The organism is Deltaproteobacteria bacterium (assembly GCA_029210625.1).
Taxonomy (GTDB): Bacteria; Myxococcota; Myxococcia; order SLRQ01; family SLRQ01; genus JARGFU01.
Genome location: JARGFU010000007.1, coordinates 99,341 through 112,545, shown reverse-complemented (window position 1 = coordinate 112,545; position 13,205 = coordinate 99,341). Strand labels below are relative to the sequence as shown.

The window sequence follows — 13,205 nt, the reverse complement described above, 5'->3', positions numbered from 1 at the left end:
CCCTTCGAGGCCGCGCCCCTCATCGAGGGTGCGCGGCCTCGTCGTTTCGCGGGATCGGGGACTATCCTGCCGCCATGAGCTCCAAGGTCCCGGCGATCCGCGTCCGCGCGCTGAACGACGCCCCGCTGCGGCCGGGGGGGAGCCACGTCCTCTACTGGATGACCGCCGCCCGGCGCACCCGCTGGAGCTTCGCCCTCGATCACGCCCTCGACCGGGCCCGGGAGCTGGGCGTGGGGCTGGTGGTGCTGGAGGCCCTCCGGCTGGATCACCCCTGGGCCAGCGAGCGGCTCCATCGCTTCGTCGTCGAGGGCATGCGGGACAACCGCGCGGCCCTCGAGGCCACGCCGGTGCGCTACCACCCCTACGTCGAGACCGCCCCCGGCGCCGGCCGGGGGCTGCTGGAGGCCTGGGCCCGCGAGGCCGCCCTGGTGGTGACCGACGACCTCCCGGCCTACTTCCTCCCCCGGATGCAGGCCGCCGCCGCCGAGCGCCTCGCCGTGCGCCTGGAGGCGGTCGACGGCAACGGCCTCCACCCCCTGCGGGCGACCGACCGGATCTTCACCACCGCCGCCTCCTTCCGGCGGCACCTGCAGAAGACCCTGCCGGCGCACATCGATCACGCCCCGCGGGCCGCGCCCTTGCGGGGCCTGGACCTGCCGCCGGTCACCTGCCCGCCGGAGCTGGCCCGGCGCTGGCCGGCCCACCTCCCGGAGGACGGCGCGCTCGCGGCGCTCGCCTACCCGCAGGCGGTCGCGCCCGCGCCGCTGCGAGGCGGTGCCCGGGCCGCCGCCCGGCGCCTCGAGGCCTTCCTCGCGCACCGCCTCGAGGCCTACCCGGAGGGGCGCAACCAGCCCGAGCAGGAGGCCGCCAGCGGCCTCTCCCCCTACCTCCACTTCGGCCACCTCTCGGCCCACGAGATCTTCGCCCGCCTCATGGCGAGGGAGGACTGGGCGCCCGATCTCCTCGCGCCGAGGGCCACCGGCAGCCGGGAGGGCTGGTGGGGTGCCTCCGCCGCGGCCGAGGCCTTCCTCGATCAGCTGGTGACCTGGCGGGAGCTGGGCCTGAACGCCTGCGCCCACGAGCCGGGCTTCGGCACCTGGGGCTCCCTCCCCGCCTGGGCCCGGCAGACCCTCGACCTCCACGCCGCCGACCCGCGGCCCCACGCCTACGGCCCGCGCACCCTGGAGCAGGCGGGCACCCACGACGAGCTCTGGAACGCGGCCCAGCGGCAGCTGGTGCGCGAGGGCACCATCCACAACTACCTGCGCATGCTCTGGGGCAAGAAGATCCTGGAGTGGAGCCGCGACCCGCGCGCCGCGCTGAAGGTGATGCTCGAGCTCAACGACCGCTACGCCCTCGACGGGCGCGATCCCAACTCCCTCTCGGGCATCCTCTGGGTGCTCGGCCGCTACGACCGGGCCTGGGGCCCCGAGCGCGCCATCTTCGGCAAGGTCCGCTACATGTCCTCGGAGAACACCGCCCGCAAGGTGCGGGTGCGCGCCTACCTCGCGCGCCACGCGGCGGGCTGAGCGAGCGCGCCGGTAACCCTAGAGCCCGTGCTTCTCGAGCACCGCCCGCTTGCGGGTCTCGAAGGTCGCGGCGTCGATGGCGCCCTCGAGCATCAGGGCCTTGAGGGCCCGCAGCTCCTCCTCGACGGCCTCCAGCTCGACCGCCGTGCCGGCGCCGCCCTTCACCAGCTCCAGCTTCTCCTCCAGCAGCTTCAGGCGGCGCAGGGTCGCGGCCTCGGAGCGGATCCGGGAGAGCAGGAGCTTCAGGGGCGCGTTGCCATACCAGTGGGTGTAGTCCGGGCTCTGGTGGAAGGCGCCCTTGAAGGCCGAGAGGAAGGCGAAGGTCTTCATCCGGAAGTAGAGGGTCTCCACTCCGGAGAGGTCCTCGTAGAGCATGTGCCCGCCCAGCTCGAGCTTCTTGCCGAAGAGGGGGTGCGCCGGGCGCTCGGCGATGGAGGGCATGAGCAGGCCCTCCGCCTCCAGGGCCTCGATGATCGCCGCGGCCGCCTGCACCATCGCCAGCGACTCGGCGTGGACGACGTCGGCCCCCTCCAGGGCGCGGGCCGAGAAGGCGCGGGTGTGGCAGTCGTCGCAGACGTCGAGCATCTCAGCGCGCCGCTTCCCGAAGAGGGGCTGCGGGTAGGGCACGCCGGCCAGGTCCAGGGAGATGCCGTAGCTCACGTCGTGGGTGCCGCCCGGCATGTGGCAGCGCTGACAGTCCGGCCCGCGCTCGGGGCCCAGCTGCTTCCAGGCGATGCCGTGACGGGATGTCTTCCACATCTCCCACTGGGCGTGGTCCGGCCCCATGTGGCAGGTGGCGCAGACCGCCGGATCCTTCACGATGCGGAGGTCGGTGTCGTGAGGGCCGTGGCAGCTGTCGCAGCGCTGCTCCACCGCGTGGCAGGCGCTGCAGCCCTGCTGCTGCATCGTGGGGCTCTGGGCCAGGAAGAGGGCGCACTGCTTCCCCGTGCGCGGGACGGCGGTGTCCTTCTCGTGGCAGGTGCCGCAGTCCGCGTCCGGGTCGGTGGCGTGCTTCTCGTTGCGGGTGCAAGCGCTGCCCGCCCGCAGGCCGATGCTGTGGGCGCTCTTCTCGTGGTCGGCCGTCGCCTGCGCGTGGCAGCCACCGCAGGTGTCCTTGCCGACGGCCTTGCGGCGCTTCGCGCCGGGGGCCGGGTGGTTGGCCTCGTAGCTCTCGCCGTGGCAGGCCTCGCAGGAGACCTCGCCCGCGTGGGCCGAGTCGCTGAAGGGCTTCATCACCCCTGGCGTCTCCTTCTGATGGCAGCCCGCGCAGTCGGACTTCGCCGGCGGGGTCTTCTTCTTCGGGGCGCCGAGGGCCGCGGCGGCCACGCCGGCCGCGAGGAGGATCACGAGGGTGCGCTTCATGGCAGGTGCCCTGCGGCGCGCAGCAGGCCATCGCGCCGCTCGAGGTAGTCGGTCTCGGTGATGAGGTTCTTCCGGAGCAACCCGCGCAGGGTGGCGAGCTTGGCGGCGAGCGCCGCGTCGGGCTCGAGCGGGGGCGCCGGGTCGCGCGCGAGGGTGAAGAGGTGCAGGCCCCGCGCATCGACCACCGCCAGGTGTCCGCCGTCGGGAGAGAAGGTGCCGAGGGCCTCCGGCGCGTCGCGCAGGAGCTGGCGGGAGGTGGACGCGGAGAGATCGACGAGCCAGCCGCCGAGGTGCAGCCAGCGGCCCCGCGGACCGAAGGTCGGCGCCAGACCCCGCGCCGGGCTCTCCGGGCCCGGCGAGACCGCGCCGCTCTTCAGGTCCACCAGGTGCAGCGCCCCGGCGTCGTCCGTGTAGGCCAGCCGGCCGCCGTCCGCCGAGAAGGAGAGCGGCAGGGTGAAGCGCTGGCCCGGGGCCTCGTGGAGGCGCCGCGGCTCACCCGCGACCGGATCGACCTCCACGATCAGGCAGGAGGGGGGCACGGCCGGAGGGTCCTTGTAGAGCGCCACCGCCAGGCTCCCCACCCCCGGGCGCGGCATGGCGTGGAGCCAGCCCGCGAGGAAGTCCTGGTCACCCTCCCGGGTCGGGAAGGAGACGGAGTGGGAGAGCCGGGGGCGCCCCGGGCCCGCGGGATCCACGCTGATCAGATCGATGCCGCCGACCACCCCGAAGCGCATCGGCCGCAGGTGGGCGTCGACCACTGCCAGCCGCTCGCCCCAGGCGCGCACGCCGTCGGGGCTCCCCTCGAGTGGGAGCGGCGTTCGCTCCCCGCTCGCCGGATCGATCCGCGAGAGGCGGGGCTCCCCCTCGACCTCGTGGATCACGAGCAGGCCGTGGACCTCGCTCCAGTCCACCTGCCGGGCGCCGAGGCCGTCCAGCGTCTGCTCGACCGCTCCGTCGAGGCCGAGCACGACGAGGTCACCCCCGCGCACCAGCGCCAGCCGCTCTCCGTCGGGGGAGAAGGCGACCACCCCCGCCCGCGGCGCGACGCCCCGCTCGAGGGTGCGCCCCCCCGCCCGCACGTGGGCACAGGCGGCGGAGAGGAGGAGGCCGGCGAGGACGAGGGTGAGCTGGAGTGGACGCCAGTGCATCGCGCTCCTTCAGATAGCGCCCCCGGGAGCCGGACACCAGCACGCGCCGCGTGCGTCTTCGCCCGCCATGGCCTAGGTTCTCCTCTCGATGAAGAAGATCCTGTTCGTGACCGCCCCCTATCACTGCTGGGGGGTGCAGGTGGTGGGCACCTGGCCGCCGCTCCACCTGACCTACCTCGCCGGCGCCGCCCTCCAGGCGGGCGCCGAGGCCCGCATCTTCGACGCCATGAACAAGAAGCTGGGCTTCGCCGAGATCCGCGAGGAGATCGAGCGCTACCGCCCCGACTTCGTCATGGCCATCGACTACCTGCCGGTGACCGGCGCCATCAGCACGGCCACCGTGCCGGACGTCATCCGGATCCTGAACCTGGCCAAGGAGGTCGATCCGGCGATCGTCACCCTCACCGGCGGCCCCCACCCCACCTTCATGTTCCACGAGATGCTCGGGGACCCCGCCAACCAGATCGACTACGTCCTGCGCGGCGAGCCCGAGGCCATCCTCATGGCCCTCCTGCAGGCCCCGACCCCCGAGGCCCGCGCCGCGGTCGCCGGCCTGGCCTTCCGCCGGGGCAGCGAGACCGTGGTGACCCCCCGCCAGCCGCACATCGAGGCCCTCGACACCCTCGAGCCCGCCTGGCACCTCCTGGACTGGGAGGACTACCACTACCTCGTCGAGCCCCAGGGCCGGATGGCCTCGATCCTCTCCTCGCGCGGCTGCGACATGGGCTGCGCCTTCTGCAGCCAGCGGATGTTCTGGGAGAAGGACTGGCGCAGCCGCGAGCCCGAGGCCGTGGTCGCCGAGATGCGGCACCTCATCGAGGCGCACCAGGTCGAGTACTTCACCCTCATCGACGCCTACCCGACCAAGAACCGGCGCCGCTGGGAGCACTACCTCGACCTGCTCATCGAGGCGGAGCTCGGCGTGCGGCTCCTCATCGAGACCCGGGTCGAGGACATCATCCGGGACGAGGACATCCTCGAGAAGTACGCCCGGGCGGGTATCGTCCACGTCTACATCGGCGCCGAGAGCGCCGAGGACGAGGTGCTCTCGGTCCTCAACAAGGGCACGGCCTTCGAGCAGAACAAGCGCGCCCTCGATCTGCTGCGCGAGCACGAGATCATGACCGAGGCCTCGTTCATGATCGGCTTCCCCACCGAGACCTGGGAGTCGATCGAGCGGACCATCGAGTCGGCCATCTACCTGAACCCCGACGTGGCAGTCTTCCCGGTCGTCACGCCCATGCCCTTCACGCCGATCTACGCGGAGATGAAGGACCGGATCCGGGTCTGGGACTACTCGAAGTACAACCTGGTGACCCCCATCATCGAGCCGGAGGCCATGAGCCTGGAGGAGGTCACCAAGGCCCTCGGGCGCTGCTACATGAAGTTCTACCGGCACAAGATGAAGGAGGTCCTGGCCCTCCCGAAGGGCTACAAGCGGACCTACATGCTCAGCGCCTTCAAGCTGATGATGAAGACCTACGGCGAGAGCTTCGACTTCGTCGGGGGCGGCCTGGGGATGCCCCACCCCCTGCCCTGAGTCCGCTTGACAAAGTCCACCTTTAGACTTAGTCTAAAGTCATGGCCCACGACGACGTCACCCTCCTGCGGGAGCACGGGATCAATCCCTCCGCCCAGCGGGTCGCGGTCGCCCGCTACGTCCTGCACACCGGCGACCACCCCTCGGCGGAGCGGGTCTTCTCCCGGGTGCGGGAGACCTTCCCCCAGGTCTCCCGGGCGACCGTCTACAACACCCTGAACCTCTTCGTGCAGAAGGGCCTGCTGCGCAGCTTCGTCCTGACCGAGGGGAAGGTGGTCTTCGACTCGAAGGTCGACGACCACCACCACTTCGTCGACGAGGACGACGGCAGCATCCACGACGTGGCCTGGGAGGCCCTCTCGGTCTCCGGGCTGGAGAAGCTCGAGGGCCTCGCGATCCGCGAGCACCAGGTGGTGCTCCGGGGTCGGCGGACCCCGACCCCCTAGAAACCCCCTTCCCTGGCCGGACCGGGAAGCGTCCGGCAACTGCGACCATGAAGCTAGACATTGTCCAGAAGTTGAATCCCTCCAATCTCCTGAACCTCGGCGCAGACGAGCCCGAGACCCACAGCGGCTCGCGGGAGGAGGAGCTCGAGCACATCAAGCTGGAGATCATCCGCCTGCTCAACCGGAACCTGGCCACCGGCCTCGACCTGGCCCTGCAGGCGAAGCAGGCCCACTGGAACGTGAAGGGCCCGGCCTTCCTGCAGCTCCACGAGCTCTTCGACCGGCTCCACGCCGAGGTCTCGGCCTGGAACGACCAGCTCGCCGAGCGAGCGGTGCAGCTCGGGGGCGTCGCCGCGGGCACCCTCCAGGCCATCGTCCCCAGCACGCCGCTCTCGCCCTACCCGGGCGACGCCGTGGCGGGCACCGAGCACCTCCGGGCCCTCGTGGACGCCGTGCGGACCTACACCCGCTCTCTCCGCGCCTCGATCGACGCGGCCGAGCGGCTGAAGGATCCCGCCACCGCCGACCTCTTCACCGAGCTCGTGCGGGGCGCCGACGAGAAGCTCTGGATGCTCGAGGCGCACCTGCAGGCGGAGAGCTAGCTGACTCGCGTGGGCTATGCTGGGAGGATGACCTCCTCCCGGCAGGCCCTCCTCTTCCTCGCGCTCTCCGCCTCGCTCGTCGCCTGCCCCTCCCCGGAGGGCGGCGAGCCCGACGCGGGGCCGGTGGACGCGGGCGATGCCTGCCTGGCGCGCTGCACCTCGATGGAGGACTGCCCGGAGGTGGACGATGCGCGCTGCGTCTTCGGCTGCGAGGACGCCACCGTGCGGGCCTGCCTGCTGGACGCCACCGGCTGCGGGGTGGGCGCCGAGTGCCTCGTCGACGTACGCCTGCCGCCGGTGCGCCCCTTCCAGGCGGGGCCCTACAGCAACGACTACCTGGGGCTGGCCGGGCCGAGCGTCCTGCCCACCCTGCGGGGAGAGTGGGACCTGGAGAAGGAGTGGACCGGCGCGGACCACCACCTCTTCTCCCTCTACGCCGCGGGGGTGGCCTACACCGAGCAGGTCTGGGCCTCGGACGTCGCCGCCTTCCTCGCGGCGACGCCCCGCAACGTGCACCTCTACTTCCTGGCCTACGTGGACCGCGATCAGGTCGATCGCTCCTTTGATCACGTCTCGGCGCAGCGCAACCGGGTCGAGGTCGCCCTCGCCGGCCTGCCCACCGAGGAGGCCCTCTACTGGCGCGCCCGCATCCACTACGTGACCCGGGCGGCCAACAACCTGGGCGGCTGGCTCGGCCCCACCATCCGCACCCACGGCCCCGCGGCCCTGGCCATCGACGCCCGCCAGCGCTTCCGGCAGGTGGGCCTGCTGGCGCCGGTGCAGGGCCCCGCCCAGCTGCGCTTCCTCGCCAACGAGGCGCGCTACTACGAGTGGGAGGAGCAGCTGGCGGCCGGCCTCCCGCCCGCCGACCTGGAGATCGTCTTCGCCGACGAGGTGGAGACCACCGGCGAGCACCGGGCCACCGTCACCCTCCCCGACGCCGCGACGATGCGGAGCTTCGACGCCCTCGACCTCGACCTCGTCCTCGCCTGCCCCGGCCACGACGACAACAACTGCGGGGAGTGGGACTACCTCGCCCACGTCCAGCTCTGCGAGACCGCCGACGGGGCCTGCCCCACCCAGCTCGGCCGCTTCATCACCCCCTACCACCGGGAGGGGCGCTGGGTGGTCGACGCCACCTGGGCGCTGGCCCTGCTGGGCGACGGCGGCGAGAAGCACCTGCGCTTCACCGCGCCGGTTCAGCCCAACGGCACCTCCTACCTGATCAGCGTGACCCTGCGGTTGCGGGACACCGGCAGCGCCACCCGCCCGGCCTCGCTCCTGCCCCTCTTCACCGGCGGCACCTTCGACGAGAACTACGTGGCGAACCACCCGCCGATCAGCCACGAGCTCGCGACCCTCCCCCCGCGGGCCGAGCTGGTCATGCTGCTGACCGGCCACGGCTTCGGGGACGACCTCGCCAACTGCGCCGAGTTCTGCAACCACACCCACGACTTCGGGGTGAACGGCGGCGGCGAGTTTCACGTCGATCACCCCTGGGTGGGCGATCCCGAGGGCTGCATGAAGCAGGTGGAGGTCGGCGTCGTCCCCAACCAGTACGGCACCTGGCCCCTGGGCCGGGGCGGCTGGTGCCCGGGCCTGGAGGTGGCGCCCCACGTCTTCGACGTGACCTCGCGCCTGCAGGTGGGCGCCAACGTCTTCAGCTACGACGCGGGCCTCGACGGCCAGCCCTACGTCCCGCAGCCGGCCCCCGACCCGACGAACTTCCCGGGCCGGATCGACCTGCAGAGCTTCCTCGTCCTCTACGAGACGAAGTGAGACCTACCCCTTCGGGGGTACGAACTCGGTGCAGCCGCAGAAGTTCTCCGGGTCGCTCTCGTCACAGCCGGTGGTGCCGAAGCTCGGCCCGTGGGTCTGCTCGCAGTGGGTCGCGCAGTCGATGGCCGAGTAGGTCATCTGGTCCTCGTTGCAGACCTGCGCCGTGCCCGGATCCGAGCAGTAGATGTCCCCGGGCAGGCACTGCACCATCTCCCCGGCCACCATGTCGTACTGGCACTGGCAGGGCTCCGCCGCGTCGGCGTCGCAGCCGTTGGACCAGGCCTGGCCGTACTCGGGGCCGTAGGTCTCCTGGCACCAGGTGTTGCAGTCCACCGCCTCGTACCAGTAGCCGTCAGTGCAGGTCTGCAGGGTCTGGGCGTCGCTGCAGTAGACGTCGCCCGGCGTGCACTCGGCCATCACCCCGGCCGTGATGTCACCGCCGTCGGTGTCGTCGCCGCCGTCGCTGCCCCCGTCGGAGATCCACTGCTGCTGGTGGTCGTCGTCGTTCTCGGAGTAGCAGGCGACCATCGCCATCGAGAGCGTGAAGACCAGGATCGTCATCGAGGCGATCCGCACCAGCTCCATCAGCGAGGGCCGGCGGCGCTCGGGGACGGGGACCGGCCGGGACAGCTCGACCGCCGCCGCGTCCGCGGCGCGCTGGAGGTGCACGGAGTGGTAGCGGGCGCCCTCGTAGCGCTCGAGCGGCCTCACCTGGAAATCGTGTCGTGCCATCGCGCCCTCCTCTAGTCGAAGCGATAGGCGAAGTGGGAGTCGAAGTGCTTGTAGTGCTTCTGCAGGAAGTGGGCGTTCTTCTCGTCCCAGAGGACGTTGCCCACCTCGTCGGCGATGGGGATCAGCATCTGCTCGTGGGCGCAGAGGATCCCGGGGACCTCGGTGATCTCGCCGGTGACCTGCCAGTTCATGCAGCCGCAGTAGTTCGAGCAGCGGCCGAGGAGCGCGCAGCCGTCGCACTGGCGGCGCTCCTGCCGGTTGAGCCGCACCAGCTCGTCCCGGCGGGGGTAGAAGCCCGTCTCCACGTCGCCGATGCAGTAGGCGGCGGCGTCCTCGCGGTCGGAGACGAACTGCACGCAGGGGAAGAGGCGCCCGTCGGGGGCCACCGAGATCTTCTTGGAGCCGAAGTCGCAGATGGCGCCCAGCGCGATGGGCGAGTCGGCGTGGGTCTTGAGCTTGTCGTCGAAGACCGAGAGGTGGAAGCGCTCCCCGGCGCGGACCTTGTCCAGGTAGAAGGCCGCCATCTGGCGGTAGGACTCCTCCAGGACGGCCAGCGAGTCCGGATCCCAGTCGGGGTGGGTGTAGTCCAGCTGGTGGACCATGTAGCGGATGCCCCGGCCCCACATGTACTCGATCGAGGAGGAGAGCCGGGCGGCGCTCTGCGGCGTGATGACGCTGGTGAAGACCGTGTGCGGGCAGAGCTCCAGGATCATGTCGAGCTTCGAGTCGAGGAGATCGAAGCTGCCCTTGCCGTTGGGGAGGATCCGCTGGGCGTCGTGGGCCTCCTTGTCGCCATCGAGGGAGATGGCGAAGAGCATGTTGTTCTCCCGGCAGAAGCGCAGCTTCCTCTCGTCGAAGAGGGTGCCGTTGGTCGAGAGCCGGAAGTGCATCGTCTTGCCCAGGCGCGCGCCGACCTCCCGGCCGTGGCGGGTGAGGGTCTCGATGGTGTCCCAGACCAGGAGGGGCTCGCCCCCGAAGTAGGAGACGCAGGCCGAGCCGTTGCCGAGGCCGGTCACCAGGTCGATGGCCTTCTTCGCCGTCGTGAGGCTCATGGCCTTCTTCACCTGCTTGTCCGGCGCGTAGCAGTAGGTGCAGCGCAGGTTGCAAGCCTGGGTGAGGTGGAGCACGGCCTTCATCGGGGGCGAGGATTCGCAAGAGCCGTACCACCCCGCCCCCGCCCCCAAGTGCCTGAAATCATGGAGCCTCTCCCGGCGTCCGGGTCGGGGCCGCCTCCGGGATCCCCCGATCCCCCTCGAATTTCCGTGTTCCCGGCCCGGCCGGGGTCGGCTAGAGAGGGTCCATGCTACGCACCAACGAGAAGCAGGTCGTCGAGTTCCTTCTGCAGTGTCAGCCGGGGCAGCCGGTGGCCTTCCGGGGCTGGAGCGTCACCCACGAGGGTGAGCCCTTCATCCTCCCCTCCATCGGCGGCATCACCCTGAACATCGAGGCCGGCGATCCCGCCTTCGGCTGGGCCGGCGACCACCTCGAGCCGGGCGTCAGCGCCATCGTCGACTTCAACAAGCGGATGGAGCACCCCAACAGCGCCCTGCAGCTCTACGCCTGCGTGGGCGACGAGGCCGTCGTCGTCAGCGGCAAGGCGAAGGGCGCGAAGGGCGTGGTCATCGGCCACCACGGCGGCTCCGAGCACCTCATCATCGACTTCCCCCGCTCGGTGAAGGAGAAGCTGACCTACGACGACAAGCTGGTGGTGAAGGCGAAGGGCCAGGGGCTGAGGCTCCTCGACCACCCCGAGATCAAGCTCTTCAACCTGAACCCCTCCCTCCTCAAGAAGATGAAGATCAAGGAGGGCAAGGGCACCCTGAAGGTGCCGGTCACCACGATGGTCCCCGCCGCCTGCATGGGCTCGGGCGTCGGGCAGAGCAACGTCGCCAGCGGCGACTACGACGTGATGACCTCCGACGCCGAGACCGTGAAGAAGTACGGCCTCGACAAGATGCGCTTCGGCGACTTCGTGGCCCTGCTGGACCACGACAACTCCTACGGCCGGGCCTACAAGCAGGGCGCCATCTCGATCGGCATCGTCGTGCACAGCGACTGCCTGCTGGCCGGCCACGGCCCGGGCATCACCACCGTGATGACCTGCCCGAAGCCCCTCATCGAGCCGGTGCTCTCGAAGACGGCGAACATCGCCGACCTCCTGAAGATCGGCACCGCCCGCAAGAAGAAGTAGCGGCTACTGCCAGGTGAGCGTGACGGGGCCGCCCGCGGGGAGGCGGACCTCGATCCACTCGCCCTCCTGCCGCCAGCTGCTGGCCGTGCTCTCGAGCGCCGCCCGATCGGCGACCCGGGTCAGGGCGCCGCCCGCCGAGGCGCCGGTGATCGCGCCGGTGCGCAGGCGCAGCTCCACCGCCCGCGGCCGGCGGGAGAGCTCCAGCCTCCCGCTGGAGGCCGAGAGGGTCGTCACCTCCCCGTCCTCGTCGTGGCGGCGGAAGGTCGTGGCCGCGCTGCCCGGCCACGCCAGCACGAAGTCCCGGCCTGCGCTCGCCGCCGAGCCGAAGCCCAGGGCCGCGTCCCGGACCACCATCGGCACCACCGCCCCCTCGGCCAGGAAGAGGGGCAGGCGCTCGGTCGCGGTGGCGTCGTAGGCGGCGAGGGTCTCGCCCCCCTCCAGCGGCGCGCCGTCGAGCGCCCACCAGTCCAGCCAGCGGCCCGCCGGCAGGGCGACGTCGCGCACCCCGGTGGCGTCCAGGATCGGCGCCACCAGGAAGGCCTCGCCCACCCGGAAGCGCCAGTCGCCCTCCCACTCGGCCGGGGTGCTCCCCACCGGATCCATCAGGTGGGGCCCACCGGCGTAGGCCTCCTGGGCCAGCGAGTAGAAGAAGGGCACCAGGTAGGAGTGGAGCTTCGACCAGTAGCGGTAGATCTCGACGGTCCTGGCCGGATCGTCCGGGGTCGTCCAGGGGGTGATGTTGGCCCGGCCGTGGAGCTGCATGAAGGGGGTCATCGCCCCGACGGCCGTCCAGCGGGCGAAGACCGTCTCGTCGAAGGGGATCGTCTCGGTCAGCTCCACGTCGTCGCGGTCGAGGTAGCCCCCGATGTCCGAGCCCACCACCACGTAGCCCGCCTCCACCGAGCGGAAGATGTGATCGAGGGCGTCGATGAGGCCGATCCAGTCCCGCCGGTTGTCCCCCACCCAGCAGATCGGCGCGTGCTCGGGGCGGGCGAAGAAGCGGCCCTCGAAGTTGTAGGACGCGTCCCAGGGGCGGACCATGGTGACGAACTCCTCGGTGCCCCGCCGGGTGGCGCCGTGGACCCAGAAGTCCTCGTAGTACTTCTCGCTGTAGGCCTGCAGGCTCTGCTCGCCCGCGGCGGTCGTCAGCGGATCGGCGCCCAGGTAGTTCTCGCCGAAGTCGAGCTTCCAGCCGGCGACCCCGAGGTCGAGCAGCGGGTTCTGCTGCGCCCGCCACCAGGCCGAGGCGTCGGGGTCGAAGAAGTCCACCCCGGCCCCCTCCCCCTTCCACCAGAAGGAGGTCGCGCCCTCCTCGACGTAGTAGCCCTCGTCGAGGCCCTCGTAGAAGTTCTCCGCCGGCCCGTCGTACTGGTCGCCGCCCGCCTCGAGATCGAAGCTGACCTCGTTGACCATCTGGGTCGTCCAGAGCACCACCCGCACCCCGCGCTCTCGCAGGTCCGCGACCATCTGGCCGAAGTCCGGGTAGCGCTCCGGGTTGGGGATGAAGGTGTTGTAGTTCGTCTCCCAGGGGCTATCGAGGACCACCGTCCCCACCGGGATGTCCCGGGACTGGAAGCCCTCGACGAAGGCGTAGGTGTCCGGCCCGTCGGAGATGTCCTTGCTGATCCAGGGCTCGAAGGCCCAGCGCGGGGTGTGGATCGGCGGCGGCCCGGCGTCGACCCCGCCGTCGGCTTCCCCGCCCTGCGGCTTGCAGGCGGGGAGCAGCGTCGCCACCAGGAGCAGCGGGATCAGGCGGGTGAGCATCCTCATCTAGCGCTCGAAACTATCCAGATCACCGACCCCCGGTCTATGCAGTACCCATGCTCGGGGAGCGTCAGGGCAAGGCCCGTCTCTACCCACCAGCAGCCTGAGGCCA

At 71.1% G+C, this 13,205-nt stretch carries 11 protein-coding genes; 6 read left to right on the top strand and 5 right to left on the bottom strand.

What is annotated here, in order from left to right:
* Nucleotides 1–74 precede the first annotated feature (74 nt).
* Nucleotides 75–1,529, top strand: a complete 1,455-nt coding sequence (locus P1V51_08375; protein MDF1563044.1) for a deoxyribodipyrimidine photolyase — start codon at nt 75–77, stop codon at nt 1,527–1,529.
* An 18-nt stretch (nt 1,530–1,547) separates the two neighbouring features.
* Here P1V51_08375 and P1V51_08370 read toward each other — a convergent pair whose 3' ends face one another.
* Together P1V51_08370 and P1V51_08365 are read right to left on the bottom strand one after the other, a co-directional pair.
* Nucleotides 1,548–2,891, bottom strand: coding sequence for a multiheme c-type cytochrome (locus tag P1V51_08370; protein MDF1563043.1), 1,344 nt, complete (start codon nt 2,889–2,891; stop codon nt 1,548–1,550).
* Nucleotides 2,888–4,039, bottom strand: a complete 1,152-nt coding sequence (locus P1V51_08365; GenBank protein MDF1563042.1) for a hypothetical protein — start codon at nt 4,037–4,039, stop codon at nt 2,888–2,890. The genes P1V51_08370 and P1V51_08365 overlap by 4 nt, the downstream gene beginning before the upstream one ends.
* 88 nt (nt 4,040–4,127) lie before the next feature.
* Between P1V51_08365 and P1V51_08360 the strand changes: the two genes are divergently transcribed.
* The 4 genes from P1V51_08360 (at nt 4,128) to P1V51_08345 (ending at nt 8,406) form a co-directional block, all read left to right on the top strand.
* Nucleotides 4,128–5,579, top strand: coding sequence for a radical SAM protein (locus tag P1V51_08360; protein MDF1563041.1), 1,452 nt, complete (start codon nt 4,128–4,130; stop codon nt 5,577–5,579).
* 41 nt (nt 5,580–5,620) lie between these two features.
* Nucleotides 5,621–6,025 carry a Fur family transcriptional regulator gene (locus P1V51_08355; GenBank protein MDF1563040.1) on the top strand — a complete coding sequence of 135 codons (405 nt, stop codon included), beginning with the start codon at nt 5,621–5,623 and terminating at the stop codon, nt 6,023–6,025.
* Between the two features lie 71 nt (nt 6,026–6,096).
* Entirely contained in the window at nt 6,097–6,627 is a 531-nt protein-coding gene (dps, locus tag P1V51_08350) for a DNA starvation/stationary phase protection protein Dps (protein MDF1563039.1), read from the top strand.
* Nucleotides 6,628–6,654: 27 nt separating this feature from the next.
* Entirely contained in the window at nt 6,655–8,406 is a 1,752-nt protein-coding gene (locus P1V51_08345) for a peptide-N-glycosidase F-related protein (GenBank protein ID MDF1563038.1), read from the top strand.
* A 3-nt stretch (nt 8,407–8,409) separates the two neighbouring features.
* On the opposite strand, the gene P1V51_08340 is transcribed toward P1V51_08345, so the two are convergent.
* Both P1V51_08340 and P1V51_08335 read right to left on the bottom strand, forming a co-directional pair.
* Complete coding sequence (locus P1V51_08340; protein ID MDF1563037.1) at nt 8,410–9,138, bottom strand: hypothetical protein; 729 nt, start codon at nt 9,136–9,138, stop codon at nt 8,410–8,412.
* Between the two features lie 11 nt (nt 9,139–9,149).
* Nucleotides 9,150–10,274 carry a radical SAM protein gene (locus P1V51_08335; protein MDF1563036.1) on the bottom strand — a complete coding sequence of 375 codons (1,125 nt, stop codon included), beginning with the start codon at nt 10,272–10,274 and terminating at the stop codon, nt 9,150–9,152.
* A gap of 164 nt (nt 10,275–10,438) precedes the next feature.
* Here P1V51_08335 and P1V51_08330 point away from each other — a divergent pair, with 164 nt between their 5' ends.
* A complete protein-coding gene (locus tag P1V51_08330; protein MDF1563035.1) occupies nt 10,439–11,329 on the top strand; it encodes a DUF4438 domain-containing protein in 891 nt (296 codons plus the stop codon).
* A 3-nt stretch (nt 11,330–11,332) separates the two neighbouring features.
* Here P1V51_08330 and P1V51_08325 read toward each other — a convergent pair whose 3' ends face one another.
* Nucleotides 11,333–13,099, bottom strand: a complete 1,767-nt coding sequence (locus P1V51_08325; GenBank protein MDF1563034.1) for a glycoside hydrolase family 31 protein — start codon at nt 13,097–13,099, stop codon at nt 11,333–11,335.
* Nucleotides 13,100–13,205 lie beyond the last annotated feature (106 nt).